Origin of the sequence: Marinomonas ostreistagni (assembly GCF_016461785.1) — a bacterium.
Taxonomy (GTDB): Bacteria; Pseudomonadota; Gammaproteobacteria; order Pseudomonadales; family Marinomonadaceae; genus Marinomonas; species Marinomonas ostreistagni_A.
In genome coordinates, this window is record NZ_JAEMUH010000006.1 from 85459 (window position 1) to 102074 (window position 16616).

Annotated in this window: 19 protein-coding genes; 7 read left to right on the top strand and 12 right to left on the bottom strand. The window is 44.8% G+C overall.

Annotation, left to right across the window (positions count from 1 at the left end; genetic code table 11):
- Window positions 1-77: 77 nt before the first annotated feature.
- Genes JHD44_RS07465 through rutA form a run of 6 tightly spaced genes read right to left on the bottom strand, consistent with a single transcriptional unit; the run spans window position 78 to window position 4231 of the window.
- Window positions 78-641: a flavin reductase gene (locus JHD44_RS07465; RefSeq protein WP_199462135.1), complete on the bottom strand. Its 564-nt coding sequence runs from the start codon at window positions 639-641 to the stop codon at window positions 78-80.
- Window positions 634-1224, bottom strand: a complete 591-nt coding sequence (locus tag JHD44_RS07470; protein WP_199462136.1) for a malonic semialdehyde reductase — start codon at window positions 1222-1224, stop codon at window positions 634-636. Before JHD44_RS07470 ends, JHD44_RS07465 begins: the two co-directional genes overlap by 8 nt.
- A 9-nt stretch (window positions 1225-1233) precedes the next feature.
- Complete coding sequence (gene rutD / locus JHD44_RS07475) at window positions 1234-2010, bottom strand: pyrimidine utilization protein D (RefSeq protein WP_199462137.1); 777 nt, start codon at window positions 2008-2010, stop codon at window positions 1234-1236.
- A gap of 19 nt (window positions 2011-2029) precedes the next feature.
- Window positions 2030-2422 (bottom strand): pyrimidine utilization protein C, encoded by a 393-nt coding sequence (rutC, locus tag JHD44_RS07480; RefSeq protein WP_133560219.1) that lies wholly within the window; start codon window positions 2420-2422, stop codon window positions 2030-2032.
- A 10-nt stretch (window positions 2423-2432) separates the two neighbouring features.
- Complete coding sequence (rutB, locus tag JHD44_RS07485) at window positions 2433-3143, bottom strand: pyrimidine utilization protein B (protein ID WP_199462138.1); 711 nt, start codon at window positions 3141-3143, stop codon at window positions 2433-2435.
- Window positions 3140-4231: a pyrimidine utilization protein A gene (gene rutA, locus JHD44_RS07490; RefSeq protein WP_199462139.1), complete on the bottom strand. Its 1092-nt coding sequence runs from the start codon at window positions 4229-4231 to the stop codon at window positions 3140-3142. Before rutA ends, rutB begins: the two co-directional genes overlap by 4 nt.
- 415 nt (window positions 4232-4646) lie before the next feature.
- Here rutA and rutR point away from each other — a divergent pair, with 415 nt between their 5' ends.
- Window positions 4647-5342, top strand: a complete 696-nt coding sequence (gene rutR / locus JHD44_RS07495; protein ID WP_199462140.1) for an HTH-type transcriptional regulator RutR — start codon at window positions 4647-4649, stop codon at window positions 5340-5342.
- A gap of 183 nt (window positions 5343-5525) precedes the next feature.
- Here rutR and JHD44_RS07500 read toward each other — a convergent pair whose 3' ends face one another.
- Genes JHD44_RS07500 through JHD44_RS07510 form a run of 3 tightly spaced genes read right to left on the bottom strand, consistent with a single transcriptional unit; the run spans window position 5526 to window position 6940 of the window.
- The gene (locus tag JHD44_RS07500; RefSeq protein WP_199462141.1) at window positions 5526-5849 is read right to left on the bottom strand and encodes a DUF2834 domain-containing protein; all 324 of its coding nucleotides are present in this window, start codon (window positions 5847-5849) and stop codon (window positions 5526-5528) included.
- 37 nt (window positions 5850-5886) lie between these two features.
- Window positions 5887-6420 (bottom strand): DinB family protein, encoded by a 534-nt coding sequence (locus tag JHD44_RS07505; protein ID WP_199462142.1) that lies wholly within the window; start codon window positions 6418-6420, stop codon window positions 5887-5889.
- A 34-nt stretch (window positions 6421-6454) separates the two neighbouring features.
- A complete protein-coding gene (locus JHD44_RS07510) occupies window positions 6455-6940 on the bottom strand; it encodes a GNAT family N-acetyltransferase (RefSeq protein WP_199462143.1) in 486 nt (161 codons plus the stop codon).
- Window positions 6941-7372: 432 nt separating this feature from the next.
- Here JHD44_RS07510 and JHD44_RS07515 point away from each other — a divergent pair, with 432 nt between their 5' ends.
- The 3 genes from JHD44_RS07515 (at window position 7373) to JHD44_RS07525 (ending at window position 9995) form a co-directional block, all read left to right on the top strand.
- Window positions 7373-8152, top strand: coding sequence for an MBL fold metallo-hydrolase (locus JHD44_RS07515; RefSeq protein WP_199462144.1), 780 nt, complete (start codon window positions 7373-7375; stop codon window positions 8150-8152).
- Window positions 8153-8225: 73 nt separating this feature from the next.
- The gene (locus JHD44_RS07520; RefSeq protein ID WP_199462145.1) at window positions 8226-9194 is read left to right on the top strand and encodes a GlxA family transcriptional regulator; all 969 of its coding nucleotides are present in this window, start codon (window positions 8226-8228) and stop codon (window positions 9192-9194) included.
- A gap of 252 nt (window positions 9195-9446) precedes the next feature.
- On the top strand, window positions 9447-9995 hold the full coding sequence (locus JHD44_RS07525) for a YbhB/YbcL family Raf kinase inhibitor-like protein (protein ID WP_199462146.1): 549 nt from the start codon (window positions 9447-9449) through the stop codon (window positions 9993-9995).
- 51 nt (window positions 9996-10046) lie between these two features.
- Here JHD44_RS07525 and JHD44_RS07530 read toward each other — a convergent pair whose 3' ends face one another.
- Complete coding sequence (locus tag JHD44_RS07530) at window positions 10047-10883, bottom strand: helix-turn-helix domain-containing protein (RefSeq protein WP_199462147.1); 837 nt, start codon at window positions 10881-10883, stop codon at window positions 10047-10049.
- Between the two features lie 171 nt (window positions 10884-11054).
- Between JHD44_RS07530 and JHD44_RS07535 the strand changes: the two genes are divergently transcribed.
- A complete protein-coding gene (locus JHD44_RS07535; protein WP_199462148.1) occupies window positions 11055-12818 on the top strand; it encodes a hypothetical protein in 1764 nt (587 codons plus the stop codon).
- 81 nt (window positions 12819-12899) lie between these two features.
- Here JHD44_RS07535 and JHD44_RS07540 read toward each other — a convergent pair whose 3' ends face one another.
- Entirely contained in the window at window positions 12900-13109 is a 210-nt protein-coding gene (locus JHD44_RS07540; RefSeq protein ID WP_199462149.1) for a cold-shock protein, read from the bottom strand.
- A 220-nt stretch (window positions 13110-13329) separates the two neighbouring features.
- A complete protein-coding gene (locus tag JHD44_RS07545) occupies window positions 13330-13911 on the bottom strand; it encodes a 3'-5' exonuclease (protein ID WP_199462150.1) in 582 nt (193 codons plus the stop codon).
- 282 nt (window positions 13912-14193) lie between these two features.
- Between JHD44_RS07545 and JHD44_RS07550 the strand changes: the two genes are divergently transcribed.
- Both JHD44_RS07550 and JHD44_RS07555 read left to right on the top strand, forming a co-directional pair.
- Window positions 14194-15501 carry a YjiH family protein gene (locus JHD44_RS07550; RefSeq protein WP_199462151.1) on the top strand — a complete coding sequence of 436 codons (1308 nt, stop codon included), beginning with the start codon at window positions 14194-14196 and terminating at the stop codon, window positions 15499-15501.
- 209 nt (window positions 15502-15710) lie between these two features.
- Window positions 15711-16565 (top strand): PA4780 family RIO1-like protein kinase, encoded by an 855-nt coding sequence (locus tag JHD44_RS07555; protein ID WP_199462152.1) that lies wholly within the window; start codon window positions 15711-15713, stop codon window positions 16563-16565.
- The last annotated feature ends 51 nt before the right edge of the window (window positions 16566-16616 follow it).

The following is a 16616-nucleotide window of genomic DNA, read 5'->3' on the forward strand; positions in this document are numbered from 1 at the left end:
ACAAACATGACTTTGTTTTTATTAAGATTTCAGAGGTTTGCCGGATTTTCGTAAAGCTAAACAACTACCAAAACCAGTTAACTCAGGCTTTGATATTTGCGATTGAAATACACTAAGTTCGTCGCTTCCTCGGCTAACCCCACAGCAAGCACTTCGCAGAAAAATACTTCGTGAGTACCAACGGTATTACGCGATGTAATACAACAATCAAATACGGTTGCACTGGCGGTCAATGACGGAGCGCCCGTCACCATCGGCTGCCATTGGGTCAACTCAAATCGCTCTGGCTGGGTCAGTTTGCTGGCAAAAGTACTCGATACAGCTTCTTGCCCAGCCCCAAGCACATTGACACAAAGATGCTCAGCTTGATCAAAAACCGAGAACACCGAAGAAGAGCGGTTTAAACAAACCAATAACGTTGGCGGTGTATCCGTGACACTGGTGACTGCAGTGGCGGTGAAACCAACTGGCCCAACTGGGCTCATCGTGGTGATGACATTGACCGATGCGCCCAACCTCGACATGCCTTCTCTATAAAGCTTGGACACCTCTTCTTTCTGAATCGGAGACTCAACAGCAAGGGCGCTCACATCAAAGACAGTTGTTTGTCCATTAACGTTTGTGGAAATAGAATCAGACATACAGGCATGCCTCCTCTGCTGGTAGGCGTGGCAAACGTCCATACAACTTAGAGTCGTCGCCATAGCCAATGTTGATGATTAAATTTGCAGACCAATCAGTATCAGCAAAAAATTCGCGGTTAAGTGCCTCCACATCAAACCCAGACATCGGCCCGGTATCCAACCCCATGGCTCGTGCAGCAAAGATCAAATATGCTGCTTGCATAGAGCTGTTACGCATAGCGGTTTCTTGGGCTAGCGCTTCACTTGAGGTGAACCAACTTTTCGCATCCCCGTGAGGAAATAAGGTCGGTAATTGGTCATAAAACTTACGGTCGTAGGCCACGATCACCGTCAAAGGCGCGGTCATGGTTTTCTCTAGATTACCTTTTGATAATGTAGGGGCTAATCGAGCTTTGCCCTCTTCTGAGGTTACAAATACAAACCGAGCCGGAGAGCAGTTTGCAGAAGTTGGACCAAGGCTGGTTAAGCGATATAGCTCATCCAGTTGCTCTTTCGTTAGGCTTTTATTCAACCATCCGTTATGGGTTCTTGCCGCGGTAAACAGTTGTTCAATACTGGCCTGTTCTAATTCTGCTTTCATTTTTTGCTCCTAACGCAAAGCATCGTAAAACGTCTCAAGTATGTGGTTGAACGCCTCCGGTTCAGTCACATTGCATCCGTGACCGCCGTGTTCTAAGACATACAGACTTGATTGGGTTAATTTTTTATCAAGCTCCAAAGAGCAGGAATACGGCACCAGTAGATCATCTTTGCTGGCCACCACACCGACTGGACAAGCCAGCTCGGACAAGGATTGAGAGACATCAAAGGCTTCAATCGCCGTGATTCTTGCGAGCAAGTTGTCTTTACTAAAACCGGATGACAAAAGATGATCTAGCTCTCGATCCAGCAGCGCACGATTGGTTTTCATCCATTCGGATGGGTACAAAAATAGAGGCTGCGCTTGGAGATAGGCTTCCAAGCCGACCTGCTTAAGAATCGATTTTCGAATGTCGAAACAGCGCTTGGTATGCTCGTCGGTTTTATCCCAAGCATTAATAAGCAATAAACTCGAGACCTTTTCAGGGCTTTGCAAAGCCAACTGCAAGCCAATTAAGCCACCCAGGGCATGTCCGATAATATGCGCGCACTCGGTTCCACTTTGCGCCATAACGGTTTCGATTTCGGTCGCCATATCGGCAATCTTGTAGCCATTTGGCAGCACACCAGCACTTTTTCCAGTACCGTATTGATCGTAAATTACGACCTTAAAACGTTTGGCTAACTCCGGTACTTGCGCTTGCCAATACTGATGAGAACCTCCCAACCCTGAGGATAATAAAACCGCCTCAGAGTGGGATGCATCACCATGGATTTCGTAATACATGGTCTTCCTTAGCCTGTGCTTAGCTGTCTTTGCCAACATGAGCAATCGATGCGATCTCAATAAGCGCCGCTTCTTTCACAAGACCACATTGGATGCAGTATCGAGCCGGTTTATCGCCAGGGAAAAACTCCGCGTACACTTCGTTGATGGCGGCGTAATCACTCCAGTCTTTGATCATGATCATATTGAATGTCACGTCGGCCATGGTGCCGCCCGCTTCTTCCACTACGCCTTTGATAATCTCTAGAACATGGCGTGTTTGCGCACTCGCATCCCCTGGGTAGACCACATTGTTTTCACTATCAAATGGTAGGGTTCCTGATACATAAACAATGCCATCAGCCATCGTTCCTGGGACAAAAGGGGCAAGTGGCTTTCCGGTTCCTTTAGGCATTACAGTTTGCTTTGGCATGAATGATTCCTTATACAGAGAGAGCGTTTTGATAGTCTTCTAGGCTGGCAACCCAACCAAAAAACGTACTGATGTTTTTCAATGCTGCGTCATGGGCCGATGGCGGCCCTGCTGGATACGTTGCATCGGACAAAGCGATTCCAAAATATTCAAGATGGAAGCCATCACGCAGGGTCGACTCCACACATACGTTGGTGGCGATACCGGTAAACACGAGGTTTCGAATGCCGCGAGCACGTAACATGCTGTCTAAGTTGGTATTAAAGAAACCGCTGTAACGGGTTTTCGGAATGACCCAATCTCCTTCCTGAGGTGTTAGCTCATCAACCAAGGCATAATCCCACCCCCCTTTAGCCAAAAATCGGCCTTCCAGCTCAGGATTTTTACGCATGGTTTTTAAAGCATTGGATTTATGCCAGTTTGGAGAGCCTTCACCACCAGCTTCCACGTATTGTGGATCCCAGCCATTTTGTAAAAACACAACTTGAATGCCGGCTTTGCGGGACAGTTCAATGGCTGAATTGATATTCTTCACCACTGGCGCCGTCGCGGAGACATCAAATCCCGCTAGGTCCAAATACCCCTCAATGGTGGTGTAGGCGTTTTGCATATCCACCACGATCAAAGCCGTTTCACTCGGTTTAATCGAAATGGGCTCTGGCTCTGCTTGAATCAGCTTGCTCGCTTGCGCACCAGTATTTAAGGCATACCCTGAAATCATGCAGCGTACTCCCCATCAACCGTCACATGCTGACGGGTTTTCATCAGAGGTTGAATGCGTTCACCAAACGCGGTCACTCCTTCAACAAAATGATCAAAGGTCAACAAGACACCGCCCGTCCCTTCTACTTCCGCCACTTCATCCAGCAGCTTCGCCACGGTTTCGTATGAGCCAACTAACGTCCCCATATTGATATTGACCGCTGACGTTGGGTCCGACATTTGACGCACATTAGTATCCGAACCAGACGTTTTGTCTTTGGCGGCTTGAACACCTAACCACTCTAATGCTTCGTCGTCTTTACCTTCTTTGTAGCTTTCCCATTTAGCGCGCGCCGCTTCATCGGTTTCATCGGCAATCACCATAAAGAGAACAAACGAGCTCACATCACGACCTGTTTTTTCAGTCGCATCTTGCAAACGGTTGACCGCAGGTTGGAAAGCTTTTGGGGTGTTCACTCCTTTACCAAAAATAAAGTTGTAGTCGGCAAACTTCGCTGAAAACGCCATGCCCGCATCACTTGAGCCAGCACAGATGATTTTCATTTTGTCTTGTGGTTTGGGGCTTACGCGACAATCGTCCATGGTGAAGTGATCACCTTTGAAATCGGATTTGCCTTCGTCCCACAAGTCACGCAGTACTTGCGCATATTCAGACAAGTAATCATAGCGAGAGGCGAAAAACTCATCCCCTGGCCAAAGGCCCATTTGCGTGTATTCAGGTTTTTGCCAACCGGTCACAAGGTTCACCCCAAAGCGGCCATGGGAAATGGAATCAATGGTGGATGCCATGCGCGCCACAATGGCAGGAGGCAATGTCAGAGTGGCCGCGGTTGCGAAAAGTTTGATTTTTGAGGTGGCTGCGGCAAGACCCGCCATCAGCGTGAAAGACTCTAGGTTGTGATCCCAGAACTCGGTTTTACCGCCAAAGCCACGTAACTTAATCATGGATAAAGCGAAGTCCAGACCATAATGCTCAGCACGTAAAACAATCTCTTTATTGAGATCAAACGTCGGCATGTACTGAGGTGCATTTTCAGAGATAAGCCAACCATTGTTTCCAATCGGAATAAAAACACCAATTTGCATAAAAACTCCTTGTATCTTTCAAACTATTTTATTGATCACGTTTTGATCTATATCAAGAAAGATGCCAAATAATTTTTATTTATAGTTTACAGAGACTTAGCTAAAAACAGCCCTATCTTTTCAGACCAAATGGTCTGTTTTAAACCAACTAGAATGGTGCAAGCATTTTCATTACGCACTTAAATTGCTCAAAAAGTGCACTCGAAAGACGAATCAAAAACAGCCTAAAGAGTCAGAAACGCGTCGAAGCCAGCCCTTAAAAAGATGCAGAAATCAGGCATATTCAACACAGGAAAACTTAGATAAGAGACAAATAAATCAAGTTAGTCACACACAGCGAAGCAAGTGGTACAATCAATGCTCAATACAGCTCTGAGCGAAAAGAAAAACCCTCTGTAAGGAAGTAGCGTTTTCAATGACTAAAGCCGACATTTCTCTTAAAGGCACAAAGGTTCAACCATTAAAGAAGCCTCGTACCGAGTTGGAACCAGGTGCACGTAGACGTAAGAAGTTTGATGATAAAAGGCAATTCATTTTGGAAACCGCATTGTCTGTCTTCTCGAAATACGGCTTTCATGGCACGACCATTGAGCAAATCGCCAACAGTGCAGACATTTCGAAAACCAACCTGTTTTACTATTTCAGTAATAAAGAAGAGCTGTATCTAACGATCTTAGAAAACATCCTCAATGACTGGCTAAAGCCAATTACCATTTTTGAAGAAGTGGATGACCCTGAAGATGTGTTGAAAAACTACATCCGTTTGAAACTAGAACTGTCTCGCGATCAACCCGAAGCGTCTCGTCTATTCTGTCTTGAGATTATCCAAGGTGCGCCCATCCTAAAAGGCTACCTGGAAAACGAGCTGAAAAGCATCTTGCAAGACAAGTCCAAAGTTATCGAAAGCTGGGTCAGTAAGGGGAAAATCAAGCCGATCAATCCTATTCAATTGATCTTCTTTATCTGGTCAACCACCCAGCACTTCGCAGACTTTAATGTTCAAGTGAAAGCCATCACAGGCAAAGACTTATCGAATAAGAAATTCTTCGAAGAAACCTGCAGTGCAATCCAGCAACTGATTATTGATGGTTTGAAGCGACCAAGGCTTTAAGCCTCGCGCCGCTTAAAAGGCAGTGAGAGAATGGGGACAAAAAACAACTGGACGCTTAGTCAAACTACTTCCGGACTACAAACTCCCCAATGCGGACATCGTAGCACTGGTTTCGTCCACTCAAGAAAAGCGCCCTGCTAAAGTGAATCGGTTTATTGATTACTTAAAGCAGGGTCTAAAAAATTAATTGTGCGTTTCTAAGTTGCGCTCGCGCATATATAAATACAGAGGCAGCCCTAAGGACACTCCAACACAAAGAGTCGATAAAACAGGTAACCAAGGCATAGGAACGAAGTACTTTCTGCTATCCACCAGAATAAACACGATGAGAACCACAGCGGAAACAATAACATCTAGACCAAAAAAAGCGCCTATGCGTGTACTGAATAGCTCACGAAGAATTAAATCAGGTGCCAAGCCATATTCCATAAACCAAGGGATGAATTGAGAAAAAGGCAGTACGATGCCTGCGACACATAAAACTAAGTACAAGCTTTTTAAATTCATTGAGATACACTCCCTGATCTCTTGTGTGATTGGACGATTAAGATTCTTGATCAATTAACGCCAGTAAATCCGTTACACCAACCTCCTCACCCGCTTGCGATAATAACGTAGTCACTTGACCGCGATGGTGAGTTTGATGGTTAAAAAAATGAAGAATAAGACTTCCAAAATGCTTATTCGCAGGAATGCCTTTCGTATTGTAATAGCTTAAAAGTGAGTCTAGGTCTTGATCGGATAATTGCTCAACCCAATGGATTATATGATTATCTAGCCAAGCCCTTTGCTTCGCTAATTCGCCAATATCTTCAAAAAGAATCTGATCTAAGTGACTGGGTGTTGGCAACTCGATTACATCAGGCAAAGAAGGGCTTGTAGGATGAGAGGAAAATCGCTTCAGCCAGATAATGTCTCCCACATAGATATGATTCAACGTCCCAAGGATAGAGCCAAAAAAGGCCCCCCGATCTTTTGTTAATTCTGTATTGTCGAGTCGTAAAGCTGCGTCATAAACCTTGTTATTCATCCACTGATTATAAGTGGCCAACAATTCGAAATGTGCCTTAACAGTCATCTCTATTCCTTGTTATAAATGCCTTTAACACTTCTCATTCTAGCGCTCGCCTTACTACTTTCTCAACGTTCAATTCATAAGTAGTAAATTTATCTCCCATCATATTTGTCTCGAATGTACGCTGTGCAAGCTTATCTAAAAAGCGGTAGCTGGGACGTGTATGCAATAAATGAATATAAACAGTATGGTGTTGAAGCTCGTGACACCAAATCATCAATTGTTTAAAAACGGTTTTTCCTAATCCCCAGCTGCTATCGTCGAGCACAATCGCAATCTCATGACCTTGCTCAGATTGTTGAATACCGCACCAACCAATAAGCGTTTCGCCCTTTAGAATGGCGCGCACCAAACACCCCGCTTTAGCATCCTCCGCCATTTTGGCGTTTACCCATTGACGAACCAAGCTTTCATCAAAAACATCATGCTGAATTAGATGCTTTCGAGTACTCGTCTTGTTCAAGATGGGTAGCAACTTTTGCGGTGCGACCGTATTTAATGACTGGAATTGAATGCTGTCCATAGTCTTCCTACTGTTTTGATTTTTTATTCAACACTTCTTTGTCGGAGGAGGCACTGTATTTATTACAGCGAGATAAATTAAAAGCCTGCCCCTTCCTTTTCTTAGAAGCTCAAAATCACAGGGACCGTGACTTTTTAGCCCAGCTTTCTAAAAATGCATGAACCTCTCTTTGCGTGACGTCGTCATCAGCATTGCGATAGCGTACGCTTCGTTGAGCTAAGTGTTATTGTTCTAGCAGTCGACTGGCCTCACTTGTACTACGATGCATTTTCTAGACTGCTGGCCTTATCGCGAAAGGATTTCGCTCGTACAAAAGACAGTCTCATTTACTTTGGCCCAATTCCGTTGAAGAATGTCTCTAAGGCCAATTTTTCGTTATGACCATGACTTCTACTATATCCCCTGACTTAACCATTTTAAGCAGGAGTTATGATGAAGATTACCCAAATACGCAATGCGACCTTACACATTAATTATGGCGGTGTGCGCTTTTTGATTGATCCAATGTTGGCTGAGCAAGGGGCTTATCCAGGTTTGCCAGGCACAGTCAATTCGGAGGTCCGCAATCCAACGGCACCACTGCCTATGCCTATCGCTGAGATATTGGATGTGGATGTGATTTTGTTGACCCATTTGCATCCAGATCATTGGGATGCGAAAGCCCAAGAAGTGGTATCAAAGGATCAGCTGTTGTTGGTACAAAATGAACAAGATCGCCAAACGCTGTCTAAACAGGGCTTTAACAATATTCAAATTATCGAGAACGGTGCAGAATTTCGCGGGATTACGCTGACCACCACCGAGTGTCAGCACGGTTATGATATCTTGTTTGAAAACCCTGATATGGCAGCCCGAATGGGAGAAGTGACAGGGGTGATTTTCTCCCATCCCGCAGAACAAACTCTGTATTTGGTGGGCGACTCCATTTGGACGCCAGCCATTGAAAAGACTATGAAAGCAGCGCAGCCTGATGTCGTCATTATCAATGCTGGTTGGGCTCATGTTTTAGACTTCGGTCCGATTATCATGGGCAAAGAAGACATTTTGAAAACTCATCTGGTGCTCCCTCATGCTAAGATCGTCGCCAGCCACTTAGAAGCCGTGAATCACCTGTTGCTAACCCGAGCGGAGCTTCAAGAATACGTTCAGCTTAATCAAATTGAAGCCTTTGTGGCGATACCAGCAGATGGTGAAACCATCGTGTATGAATGATTAACAAGCTTTCTAACATCGAAGCTTTCTAACATCAAAGCAATACCAAACAGACAGACTAAAGGAATCGAATATGGAAGACACTATTGCACCATCGGAGGATTTACCGTCAGTCGCGGTGCTTGTATGTCAGCAATTTAGTCCGTTTCATATCTCGGTTCCTTGCTTGGTGTTTGGCTCGGAAATGCTAAAAAAAAGCCTGTTCCGCATCACCATAATTCCTGCTGATGAGGGGCCATTGCTTTCCCAGGAAGGTATGCAGATGCATAGCACTGGGTCCCTCGATCAGCTGAGCCAATTCGATATCATTATTGTGCCCTATTGGCGCAGCTTTGAAGAACGTCCTAATGATGCCTTGCTCGACGCCTTACGACATGCCTATGGGCAAGGCTCTACCCTCGTTGGTTTGTGTCTGGGAGCCTATGTTTTGGCTTATGCGGGGTTGCTAGATGGTAAGCGAGCCTCAACCCATTGGGGATTGGAGCAAGACTTTATGCAGCGTTTTCCTAAGGTAGAGATGGATTGTAACGCCTTATACGTGGATAACGATCGTTTAATTACTTCGGCCGGCGTGGCCGCGGGTATGGACTGCTGCTTACATATTTTTCGTAAGTTCTACGGGGCAGACATCGCCAATACCGTGGCAAGGCGTATGGTGCTACAACCCCATCGTGAGGGCGGACAAGCGCAATTTATCGAACGTCCGATGGCACCATCTAACGACTTACGAATCAATCAGCTCATGGATTTCTTACGACAAGATCTTTCGAGAGCTTACACATTAGATGAGCTAGCCAATCAAGTTGCCATGACACGTAGAACTTTTACGCGTAAGTTTCAAAAAGCGACGGGGATGTCTTTAGGTAAATGGCTGATGAATGAAAGGCTCCATCATGCTCAAACGTTACTGGAGAAAACGGATTGGTCAGTTGAACGTATATCTGCTGAGACGGGCTTTCTATCGACGAGCTCTTTTCGTGAACAATTCAAACAGAAGTTTTTTGTATCCCCCAGTGCTTGGCGCAAGACATTTCAAGCTTAAAGGCCACATTTATTGTTCAAAGGCATTAACCTTCACATATTTAAGACAACTAAGTGATGAATAAAGTAAACCTATACGAATATTAATTAAGCCCTAAATCAGTCTTACTCTATCAAAATTGGGCGTAGGTCTGCTGAAAAATCATCACCTATGACAGAAAAAGGCTAAAAATTGAAATGATTGGTGACAGCTGAGAGTCAGTGAAACTCATAAAATAATATCTCTCTAAACGACTTATTAAGGGAATAACTTATGAAACTTCGCTCAATCGTGCCTTCCGTTCTTATGGCAACATCCGTCTCTGCCATGGCGGGTGACTTCACTCTAACCAGTACCGACATTGCTCAGGGAAAAACGCTGTCCTCTGATCACGTATACCAAGGGTTTGGTTGTACAGGTGGCAACCTATCACCACAACTTTCTTGGAATAATGCGCCAGAGGGAACGAAAGCCTTTGCAGTATTGGCCTATGACCCTGACGCTCCAACAGGCAGTGGTTGGTGGCATTGGCAAATCGTCAATATTCCAAGTGATGTGAACACCTTGCCTAAAGGAATTGGCACCTCAGAGAATCAACATGTTCTTGGCGCTACGCAGTATTCAAACGATTACGGTGAAATTGGTTTCGGTGGTGCCTGCCCGCCAAAAGGTCATGGTCCACATCGTTACCAATTTACAGTTCATGCTTTATCGAAAGTGCTCGATCTGCCTGAGAACCCGACCTCAGCAATTGTTGGTTACATGGTGAACGGGCACACAATTGATACAGCATCCATTGAAGCTATTTACGAAGCAAAATAGCTTTATAAAGTTGAAGCTTAATAGACACGCATGATGCAATAAACTGCGTGTCTATTCACTCTGGGGCAAAACGATCGCTTGTCGGGTTTTTTTCAGCTCAGCTGGTGTGATGCCAAAGTGTTTTTTAAAACGCATGGAAAACTTAGAATGGGTCTGATAACCACAACGATCCGCAATGACTCCTATTGGCAAGTCCGTGGTTTGTATCAAATGCAATGCCGTCCCCATACGGAATCGATCTTTTATTTCCTTAATAGACGTGTTTTCTTCTTTTAGTTTTCGATGGAGGGTTGATTCAGATAAGCCAACCAGACGACTTATATAGGGAATATTGATGCTGTTTGCATCCGATTGCTTCATGATCTCGGTGATCTTATCCGTCAGTTTATGCGCCCTTCTGATTGCAAAAACACCTTCATAGCCAATCGAAATAAGAAGGCTAATAATCTCTTTGCGTCTTAACTTGAGTAACTCTTCGGGATAAACCGCACTGATTTCAAGAAACTGGGCAATGGATTCTCTCAACAGAGCATTCATGTCGCCAATGAAAAAATCTACGGGATCACTAGTCTCCCCGTTATCTTTTAGTGGCAGCTCATCGTCCTCAAACTCAATTAACACCGCATGATATGAATAATCTTTGGGGATATTTCTCATACCAATCGAGTTGGAGCCAGCAATAAACACAAATTGATCGTGATAACAGGTTTCAACTCTCCCCTTAGACTCAAGTTGCTTTTCGCCACTGCAGATAATAATCAGAACAGGTTTAAGAATCGGAACATTCAGTAGATCTTGCTGGTAGACAGGGGCATACACTGAAAACGCATCTGACTGAAGTGTTTTACGTTGAGAGAGGTCTTTTATGTTTGCTGTCTGATTAGCCATTATCGTTTCCGTTGAAAGCCTGATTCCTTACGAAAACCGATTATAAGCCCTCTTTATTTTTAAACACACAACTTGAGGTAACAAACCAAAACACTTCTGCTCAAGTTTTAACCATATCCGCCGCTAACATTCCATTGGCTCAGAAAAGTGGCTTATAAAAGGATTTAAGGTATGGCGCATATTTCCATCACTGGTTTGAACTCAACAACACTCTCGTTATCCAGTTCTCGTTCAATCGACACGACAGTTACTCAATCCTCTTCCAGTGAACTGCAGGCCGCTCTGACTGAGTTAAGTACGTCCATCGTGAAGCAAAGTGACTCAGACATTCTCGCTGATTCAACTTTTTCTTTAACTCGCCCCAAAGGCGATCCATACAATTTGTATGAAGATCAACCCGAGCTTAAAGAGCTCGCCAAAGCGTTAGCAGAACGCTTAGATGGGCCTGTTCATGAAGCCAATTCAGACCACTTTTTTTATCAAGACAGCATGCGTGATTTTCTACGGGCCGGAGTATTAACCGACCCAGAGTTCCTAGATATGGCAACTTCCATGAGTGATGAGGAGCTGGCAGATTTTGCCGTAACGATTAAAGCGATGATGTTGCCTGCCTCTTTAAACTACACAAGTCATAACGAAGCCGATCGCTCTTACAAGGATAAAGTGGCCGAGTTTGTTAACGTATTAAAAGACAGCAATACGACTGACCGCGCAGCCATTCTCAATCGCTCTGCGGACTATGCGAACCAGGTGGATCTCGATGCTGCGGTGAGCTTTGAGCAAAATGTCTTTGGCCAAACGCTGACAAACTTTAAGTTTGATCCTTATCGAAGCGATACCTCGGCCAACAATTTACATAATTATATTTCCGCTGTTGTCACGACCGAAGATCCTGCTGCACTCACTCAACAGCTTGATAATATGAGCGATGAAGCCCAAAAAGGACTGCTCAATATTTATGGTTTAGATACTGAACTTGGTGAGCGCTTATCAACACTCATTGGTACAGAAGGAAGTAATGTTCCAGCCTCACTACTCAGCGCTCTGGGAGAGATGGCAGATTCGGTCAAGATTTCCTTAATCACTTCGGATGTGGACAAACAGTTTGGTTACTCTTGGCTCGGTAATGAAGCGTTATTAAAAGATAATGAAGAAAGCCAAGGACGAGACTTTGCGCTAGATGCTGTTTCCGGCATGATCACAACACTGGAGCGATACGACTTTTCGCAAGAGCAAAAAGAAACCATGGGCAGTGAGTTAAGTCATTTATCGAACCCAGAAAAGCGTGCTTACATCGAGATCACCACCACTGGCCTTGATGATATGTTACAAAGCAAAGTAGATGAAAGCTTTAACAAAAAGAACCTAGATGAAGCGATCGAAGTGGTAAGCACTCTTCGCAGTAATCAAAATGTGCTCTCACTGGTGAATGGCGCTCGCTATCATGACGTAACACTTATTGAACGACCTGATATCGAAGAGGGACAAACCGTGGTAGCGCTAGAAGGTGCCGCCGTGTTTAAAGACTTAAATACAGCTATACGGGAATCCCGAGTTTTATTAAACGCATTTCCAGAACGAGCGAACATGGTGAACGGTCACTCTGAAAAAGGCCATGAAAGCGAAAATCTTTACAGCGCCAAAAGCTTTGATGTGTACAAACAAGACGTCAATAACCTCGTTAGCACATTGGTCGCCTTTGAAAGCCTGCGTGGTGACAGCACAGCCGCTGAAACGGCCTCTCTCGACCAATTTGCCGAGACTCTGACAGATATGCATTCCGGTATTCGTGATGAAACCTTAGCACGAGTCAGCGAAGAGCTAGATACCAACACACTTCGAGAAAAAGCCACGGAAAACACTCAACTGGCCTTCTTCTCAAGCCTCATACAGCAAATGGCGTTTGAAACTGAGCGAGATTTTCGGAACCAGTAATAGCATATTTAACTAAACATACTTCCAAATAAAAAAGGCTGCACAATGGCAGCCTCTTCTAAAACGATTAATCAATACTGATTAGATCGCTACAATGTTCTCAGCTTGAGGACCTTTTGGACCTTTAGTCACAATGAACTCAACCGCTTGGCCTTCAGCCAATGTTTTGAAGCCAGAGGTTTGAATAGCACTGAAGTGAGCAAACACGTCTGGACCAGACTTTTGCTCGATAAAGCCAAAACCTTTCGTTTCGTTAAACCATTTTACGGTGCCAGTAGTTGTCGTAGACATAATATGTATCCTGTAGATATAAAAAAGAGTGCCTTGAATAGGCGATATAGCATGGAAAGAGAGACAAAGTTTTAAATACTGCAGGACGGAGAACTACGAATAACGCTACGCAAAGAGGAAGTAAAAAGACGCTGTGTTTCTAGCTGCGTTCAAGATATAGACAATAGTTAACTGAGTCAATGTTTATTTAATATATTTATTAACGCAGAACATAGACGATTCAAAGCTCTTTGATCGTATGCTGAATACAAATCGCAGAATGGGCATCGTTGGCCGCGTACAATATTTGGCTTTCAGTTAAAGGATAAGCACCCCAATTAGATTTTTGTGCGCCCTTACCCAGACGCGCATGCAACACCATCGCTACTCCAGCTCTGGCGCCAATGTCATTCTTATCACAGGCTAAGCGTTTCAAGGTTTTAGCGAGGTCTTCTGTATTAACGATGCTAATGCCAAGCTTGCCACGTAACTCGCGGTTATCGTCCTTTAGACCAAAGCCTACTTTTTGAATCTGAGGATTTGCTAAGATTTCCGCTGCTGCGTCAAGTGCTTCAGGAAAACGTGTTGGGAATAAAAAACCCTGCGTCGCCGTGGCCAGTTGTATCAATGTTGGCCCAGGACTCACTTCACCTTTCCGGAAAATCGGTTTGCTTTCCGTGTCATAACCAACACTGGCTTGTTGTCGCAATACTGCCAATGCTTGAGCCGCGTCTTCTTCGCTCTCGACGACCAAGATATCGGCCAGCGCTAATCCCTTATAAGTGGGCAATTGATTAATCTGTTCTTTTGTTGGCCGTTGCATCGCGCTGCTCTTTTCTTGTCTCTAGGTAGGGCTGTTTATTTACGCGAATTATATAAACTTGTCGAGCTAGGATCGTATTCAATAGCGAAATATAAGAAGAGAAAGAGCTGCCTCATTTGTATATACAAATAAATACAATTTGCACAATTTATGTGCTAATTTGACATTTGGCGCACTCTAAAGCGCCATAAAATAAAAATAAACACATTGAGATTGTATATACATGCTGGCATAAGAATTGCTATCCCATGTTTATCCATCTCATCAAAAGGGAGCTACCTAATGGATACTAACCAGGTTCAAACAGCCTCAATGGGCTCATCTGTTTTCAAACTGATTCTTTTCAGTCTGATCGGCATTGTGTTCTTCTTTGTGCCCATCACGATCAACGAAAAAAACACTATTCCTCTTGATCACATCATCTCTTGGCTGCGATCTGATCATACGTCGACCATACGAATTTACGCCTTAGCGGTAGTCATTGCTGGTGGCATTTACCCTTTTGTAAATGGCTCATGGAAGCAAGGCACCACCAATGTGGTGCTATCGGCCCTAAAAGTCTTAGGGATATTTGCCGCAATACTGGCATTTTTCAGCGTTGGACCTGCATTCTTGTTCGAAAAAGACATGCTGCCATTCCTGTTTGAAAAACTCGTCGTTCCTGTAGGTCTGATCGTGCCGATTGGCGCTATCTTCTTAGCCTTTCTACTTGGCTTTGGACTACTTGAATGGGTCGGCGTCTTACTCCAACCGGTGATGAAGCCGCTGTTTAAAACGCCTGGTAAGTCGGCCATTGATGCGGTCGCTTCTTTTGTCGGTAGCTACTCAGTTGGTCTATTGATCACTAATAAGGTTTACAAAGAAGGCCAATACTCAGCCAAAGAAGCGGCTATTATCGCTACGGGCTTCTCGACAGTCTCTGCCACATTTATGATCGTTGTTGCTAAAACCCTAGGCTTAATGGAAGTGTGGAATACCTTCTTTTGGAGCACTTTAGTTATCACGTTCGTTGTAACCGCTATTAGCGTGCGTTTGCCACCCATTCGCTCAATGGATGACACCAAAGCGCAACCCGAAACTACGGACTTCCCACATTCTCGTTGGAAACAAGCTATGACAGAAGGCCTAGCAGTGGCTCAACAAGCGGAGCCGTTATCCAAACTGATCCTTAAAAATGCGAAAGACGGCTTGATCATGGCCATGAGCATCTTACCGTCGATTATGTCTATTGGCCTGATCGGGTTGTTACTTGCGAAATACACTCCAGTGTTCGACTGGTTGGGGCTACTGTTTTACCCATTTGCTTGGTTACTTCAATTACCTGACCCTGCTCTCGTGGCGAAAGCCTCAGCAACGGGCTTGGCTGAAATGTTCTTACCAGCCTTGATCGCAGCGAAAAGTGTGTTTGTAGTGAAATACGTGGTGGGTGTGGTCTCTATCTCGTCGATCCTGTTCTTCTCTGCTTCTATCCCATGTATTTTATCGACTCAAATCCCGATCTCGGTTAAACAAATACTGATTGTTTGGTACATCCGAACCGTACTGACCATGATCCTAGCCACACCTGTTGCTTACTTCTTAGCTGGCTAACCTCACTAGCGTTAACCTTTACGTAACTTTTGGCGGCGGATGAATGCTTTTTTATCCGCCGCCAATGCTCCCCTCTTGTATATCCAACCTAAGCATCCGATACTCTGCGTTTAGCTTATTCATTACCATTTCAAGGAGCTTGTTAATCTAGTGCCTGCTATTCACGTTTCCACTTCCCTGTTACGAATTTCTCAAAGCAAAGGATTGTTATGAAAACGCCCAAGAGACTACAACCCCTTATTGAAGACGGCTTAATCGATGAAGTCATCAGCCAACTGATGAGCGGTAAAGAAGCGACCGTGTTTATGGTCCGCTGTGGGTCAGAGATTCGCTGTGCCAAGGTGTATAAAGACGCAGGCAAACGCAGCTTTAAACAAGCGGTACAATACCGTGAAGGCCGTAAAGTGCGTAACAGTCGCCAAGCCCGCGCCATGGCCAAAGGTTCAAAATACGGTCGTGAAGAACAAGAGTCTCTATGGCACAACGCCGAAGTGGATGCGCTCTACAAACTGGCCCAAGCCAATGTGCGTGTGCCTAAGCCCTATGGTTGCATTGATGGCGTACTGTTAATGGAACTGATCACCGATGCGGACGGCGATGTGGCACCGCGTTTAAACGATGTGAAACTCACACAGGAAGAAGCCCTAGCACATCACACGCAAATCATCCGCGATGTGGTGCGCATGCTCTGCACTGGCCTCGTCCATGGAGACTTATCCGAATTTAACGTGCTAGTCGACCAAGATGGCCCCGTGATCATCGACCTCCCTCAAGCTGTCGACGCCGTGGCGAATAACCATGCAGAATGGATGCTAGAGCGCGATATCAACAATATGCGCGATTTTTACGGCCAATTCGCCCCCGAGCTACTTACTACACAGTACGCCAAAGAAATTTGGGAGATCTATGAGTCAGGCAAGCTTACCCCTGAAACAGAGTTAACTGGCCACTTTGATGAACCGACTGAATCCGCTGATGTGGATGCCGTATTGTCAGAGATCCAAGAAGCATTTAAAGAAGAGCAAGAGAGATTGGCACGGATGCAAAGCACGGATGAGGATTGAGTAATTCGGTAGTCAACTAGGGCAGAATGGACCAATTTGATCTGCCCTAAC

Coding starts and splice junctions, on each gene's coding strand:
- JHD44_RS07505 (WP_199462142.1), bottom strand. CDS start 6,420: ATGACTGTTAAGGCACATTTCGAATTGTTGGCCACTTATAATCAGTGG.
- rutD (WP_199462137.1), bottom strand. CDS start 2,010: ATGTATTACGAAATCCATGGTGATGCATCCCACTCTGAGGCGGTTTTA.
- JHD44_RS07555 (WP_199462152.1), top strand. CDS start 15,711: ATGAAAACGCCCAAGAGACTACAACCCCTTATTGAAGACGGCTTAATC.
- rutR (WP_199462140.1), top strand. CDS start 4,647: ATGACTAAAGCCGACATTTCTCTTAAAGGCACAAAGGTTCAACCATTA.
- JHD44_RS07530 (WP_199462147.1), bottom strand. CDS start 10,883: ATGGCTAATCAGACAGCAAACATAAAAGACCTCTCTCAACGTAAAACA.
- rutC (WP_133560219.1), bottom strand. CDS start 2,422: ATGCCAAAGCAAACTGTAATGCCTAAAGGAACCGGAAAGCCACTTGCC.
- JHD44_RS07520 (WP_199462145.1), top strand. CDS start 8,226: ATGGAAGACACTATTGCACCATCGGAGGATTTACCGTCAGTCGCGGTG.
- JHD44_RS07510 (WP_199462143.1), bottom strand. CDS start 6,940: ATGGACAGCATTCAATTCCAGTCATTAAATACGGTCGCACCGCAAAAG.
- JHD44_RS07535 (WP_199462148.1), top strand. CDS start 11,055: ATGGCGCATATTTCCATCACTGGTTTGAACTCAACAACACTCTCGTTA.
- JHD44_RS07525 (WP_199462146.1), top strand. CDS start 9,447: ATGAAACTTCGCTCAATCGTGCCTTCCGTTCTTATGGCAACATCCGTC.
- JHD44_RS07550 (WP_199462151.1), top strand. CDS start 14,194: ATGGATACTAACCAGGTTCAAACAGCCTCAATGGGCTCATCTGTTTTC.
- rutA (WP_199462139.1), bottom strand. CDS start 4,231: ATGCAAATTGGTGTTTTTATTCCGATTGGAAACAATGGTTGGCTTATC.
- JHD44_RS07500 (WP_199462141.1), bottom strand. CDS start 5,849: ATGAATTTAAAAAGCTTGTACTTAGTTTTATGTGTCGCAGGCATCGTA.
- JHD44_RS07470 (WP_199462136.1), bottom strand. CDS start 1,224: ATGAAAGCAGAATTAGAACAGGCCAGTATTGAACAACTGTTTACCGCG.
- JHD44_RS07545 (WP_199462150.1), bottom strand. CDS start 13,911: ATGCAACGGCCAACAAAAGAACAGATTAATCAATTGCCCACTTATAAG.
- JHD44_RS07465 (WP_199462135.1), bottom strand. CDS start 641: ATGTCTGATTCTATTTCCACAAACGTTAATGGACAAACAACTGTCTTT.
- JHD44_RS07540 (WP_199462149.1), bottom strand. CDS start 13,109: ATGTCTACGACAACTACTGGCACCGTAAAATGGTTTAACGAAACGAAA.
- rutB (WP_199462138.1), bottom strand. CDS start 3,143: ATGATTTCAGGGTATGCCTTAAATACTGGTGCGCAAGCGAGCAAGCTG.
- JHD44_RS07515 (WP_199462144.1), top strand. CDS start 7,373: ATGAAGATTACCCAAATACGCAATGCGACCTTACACATTAATTATGGC.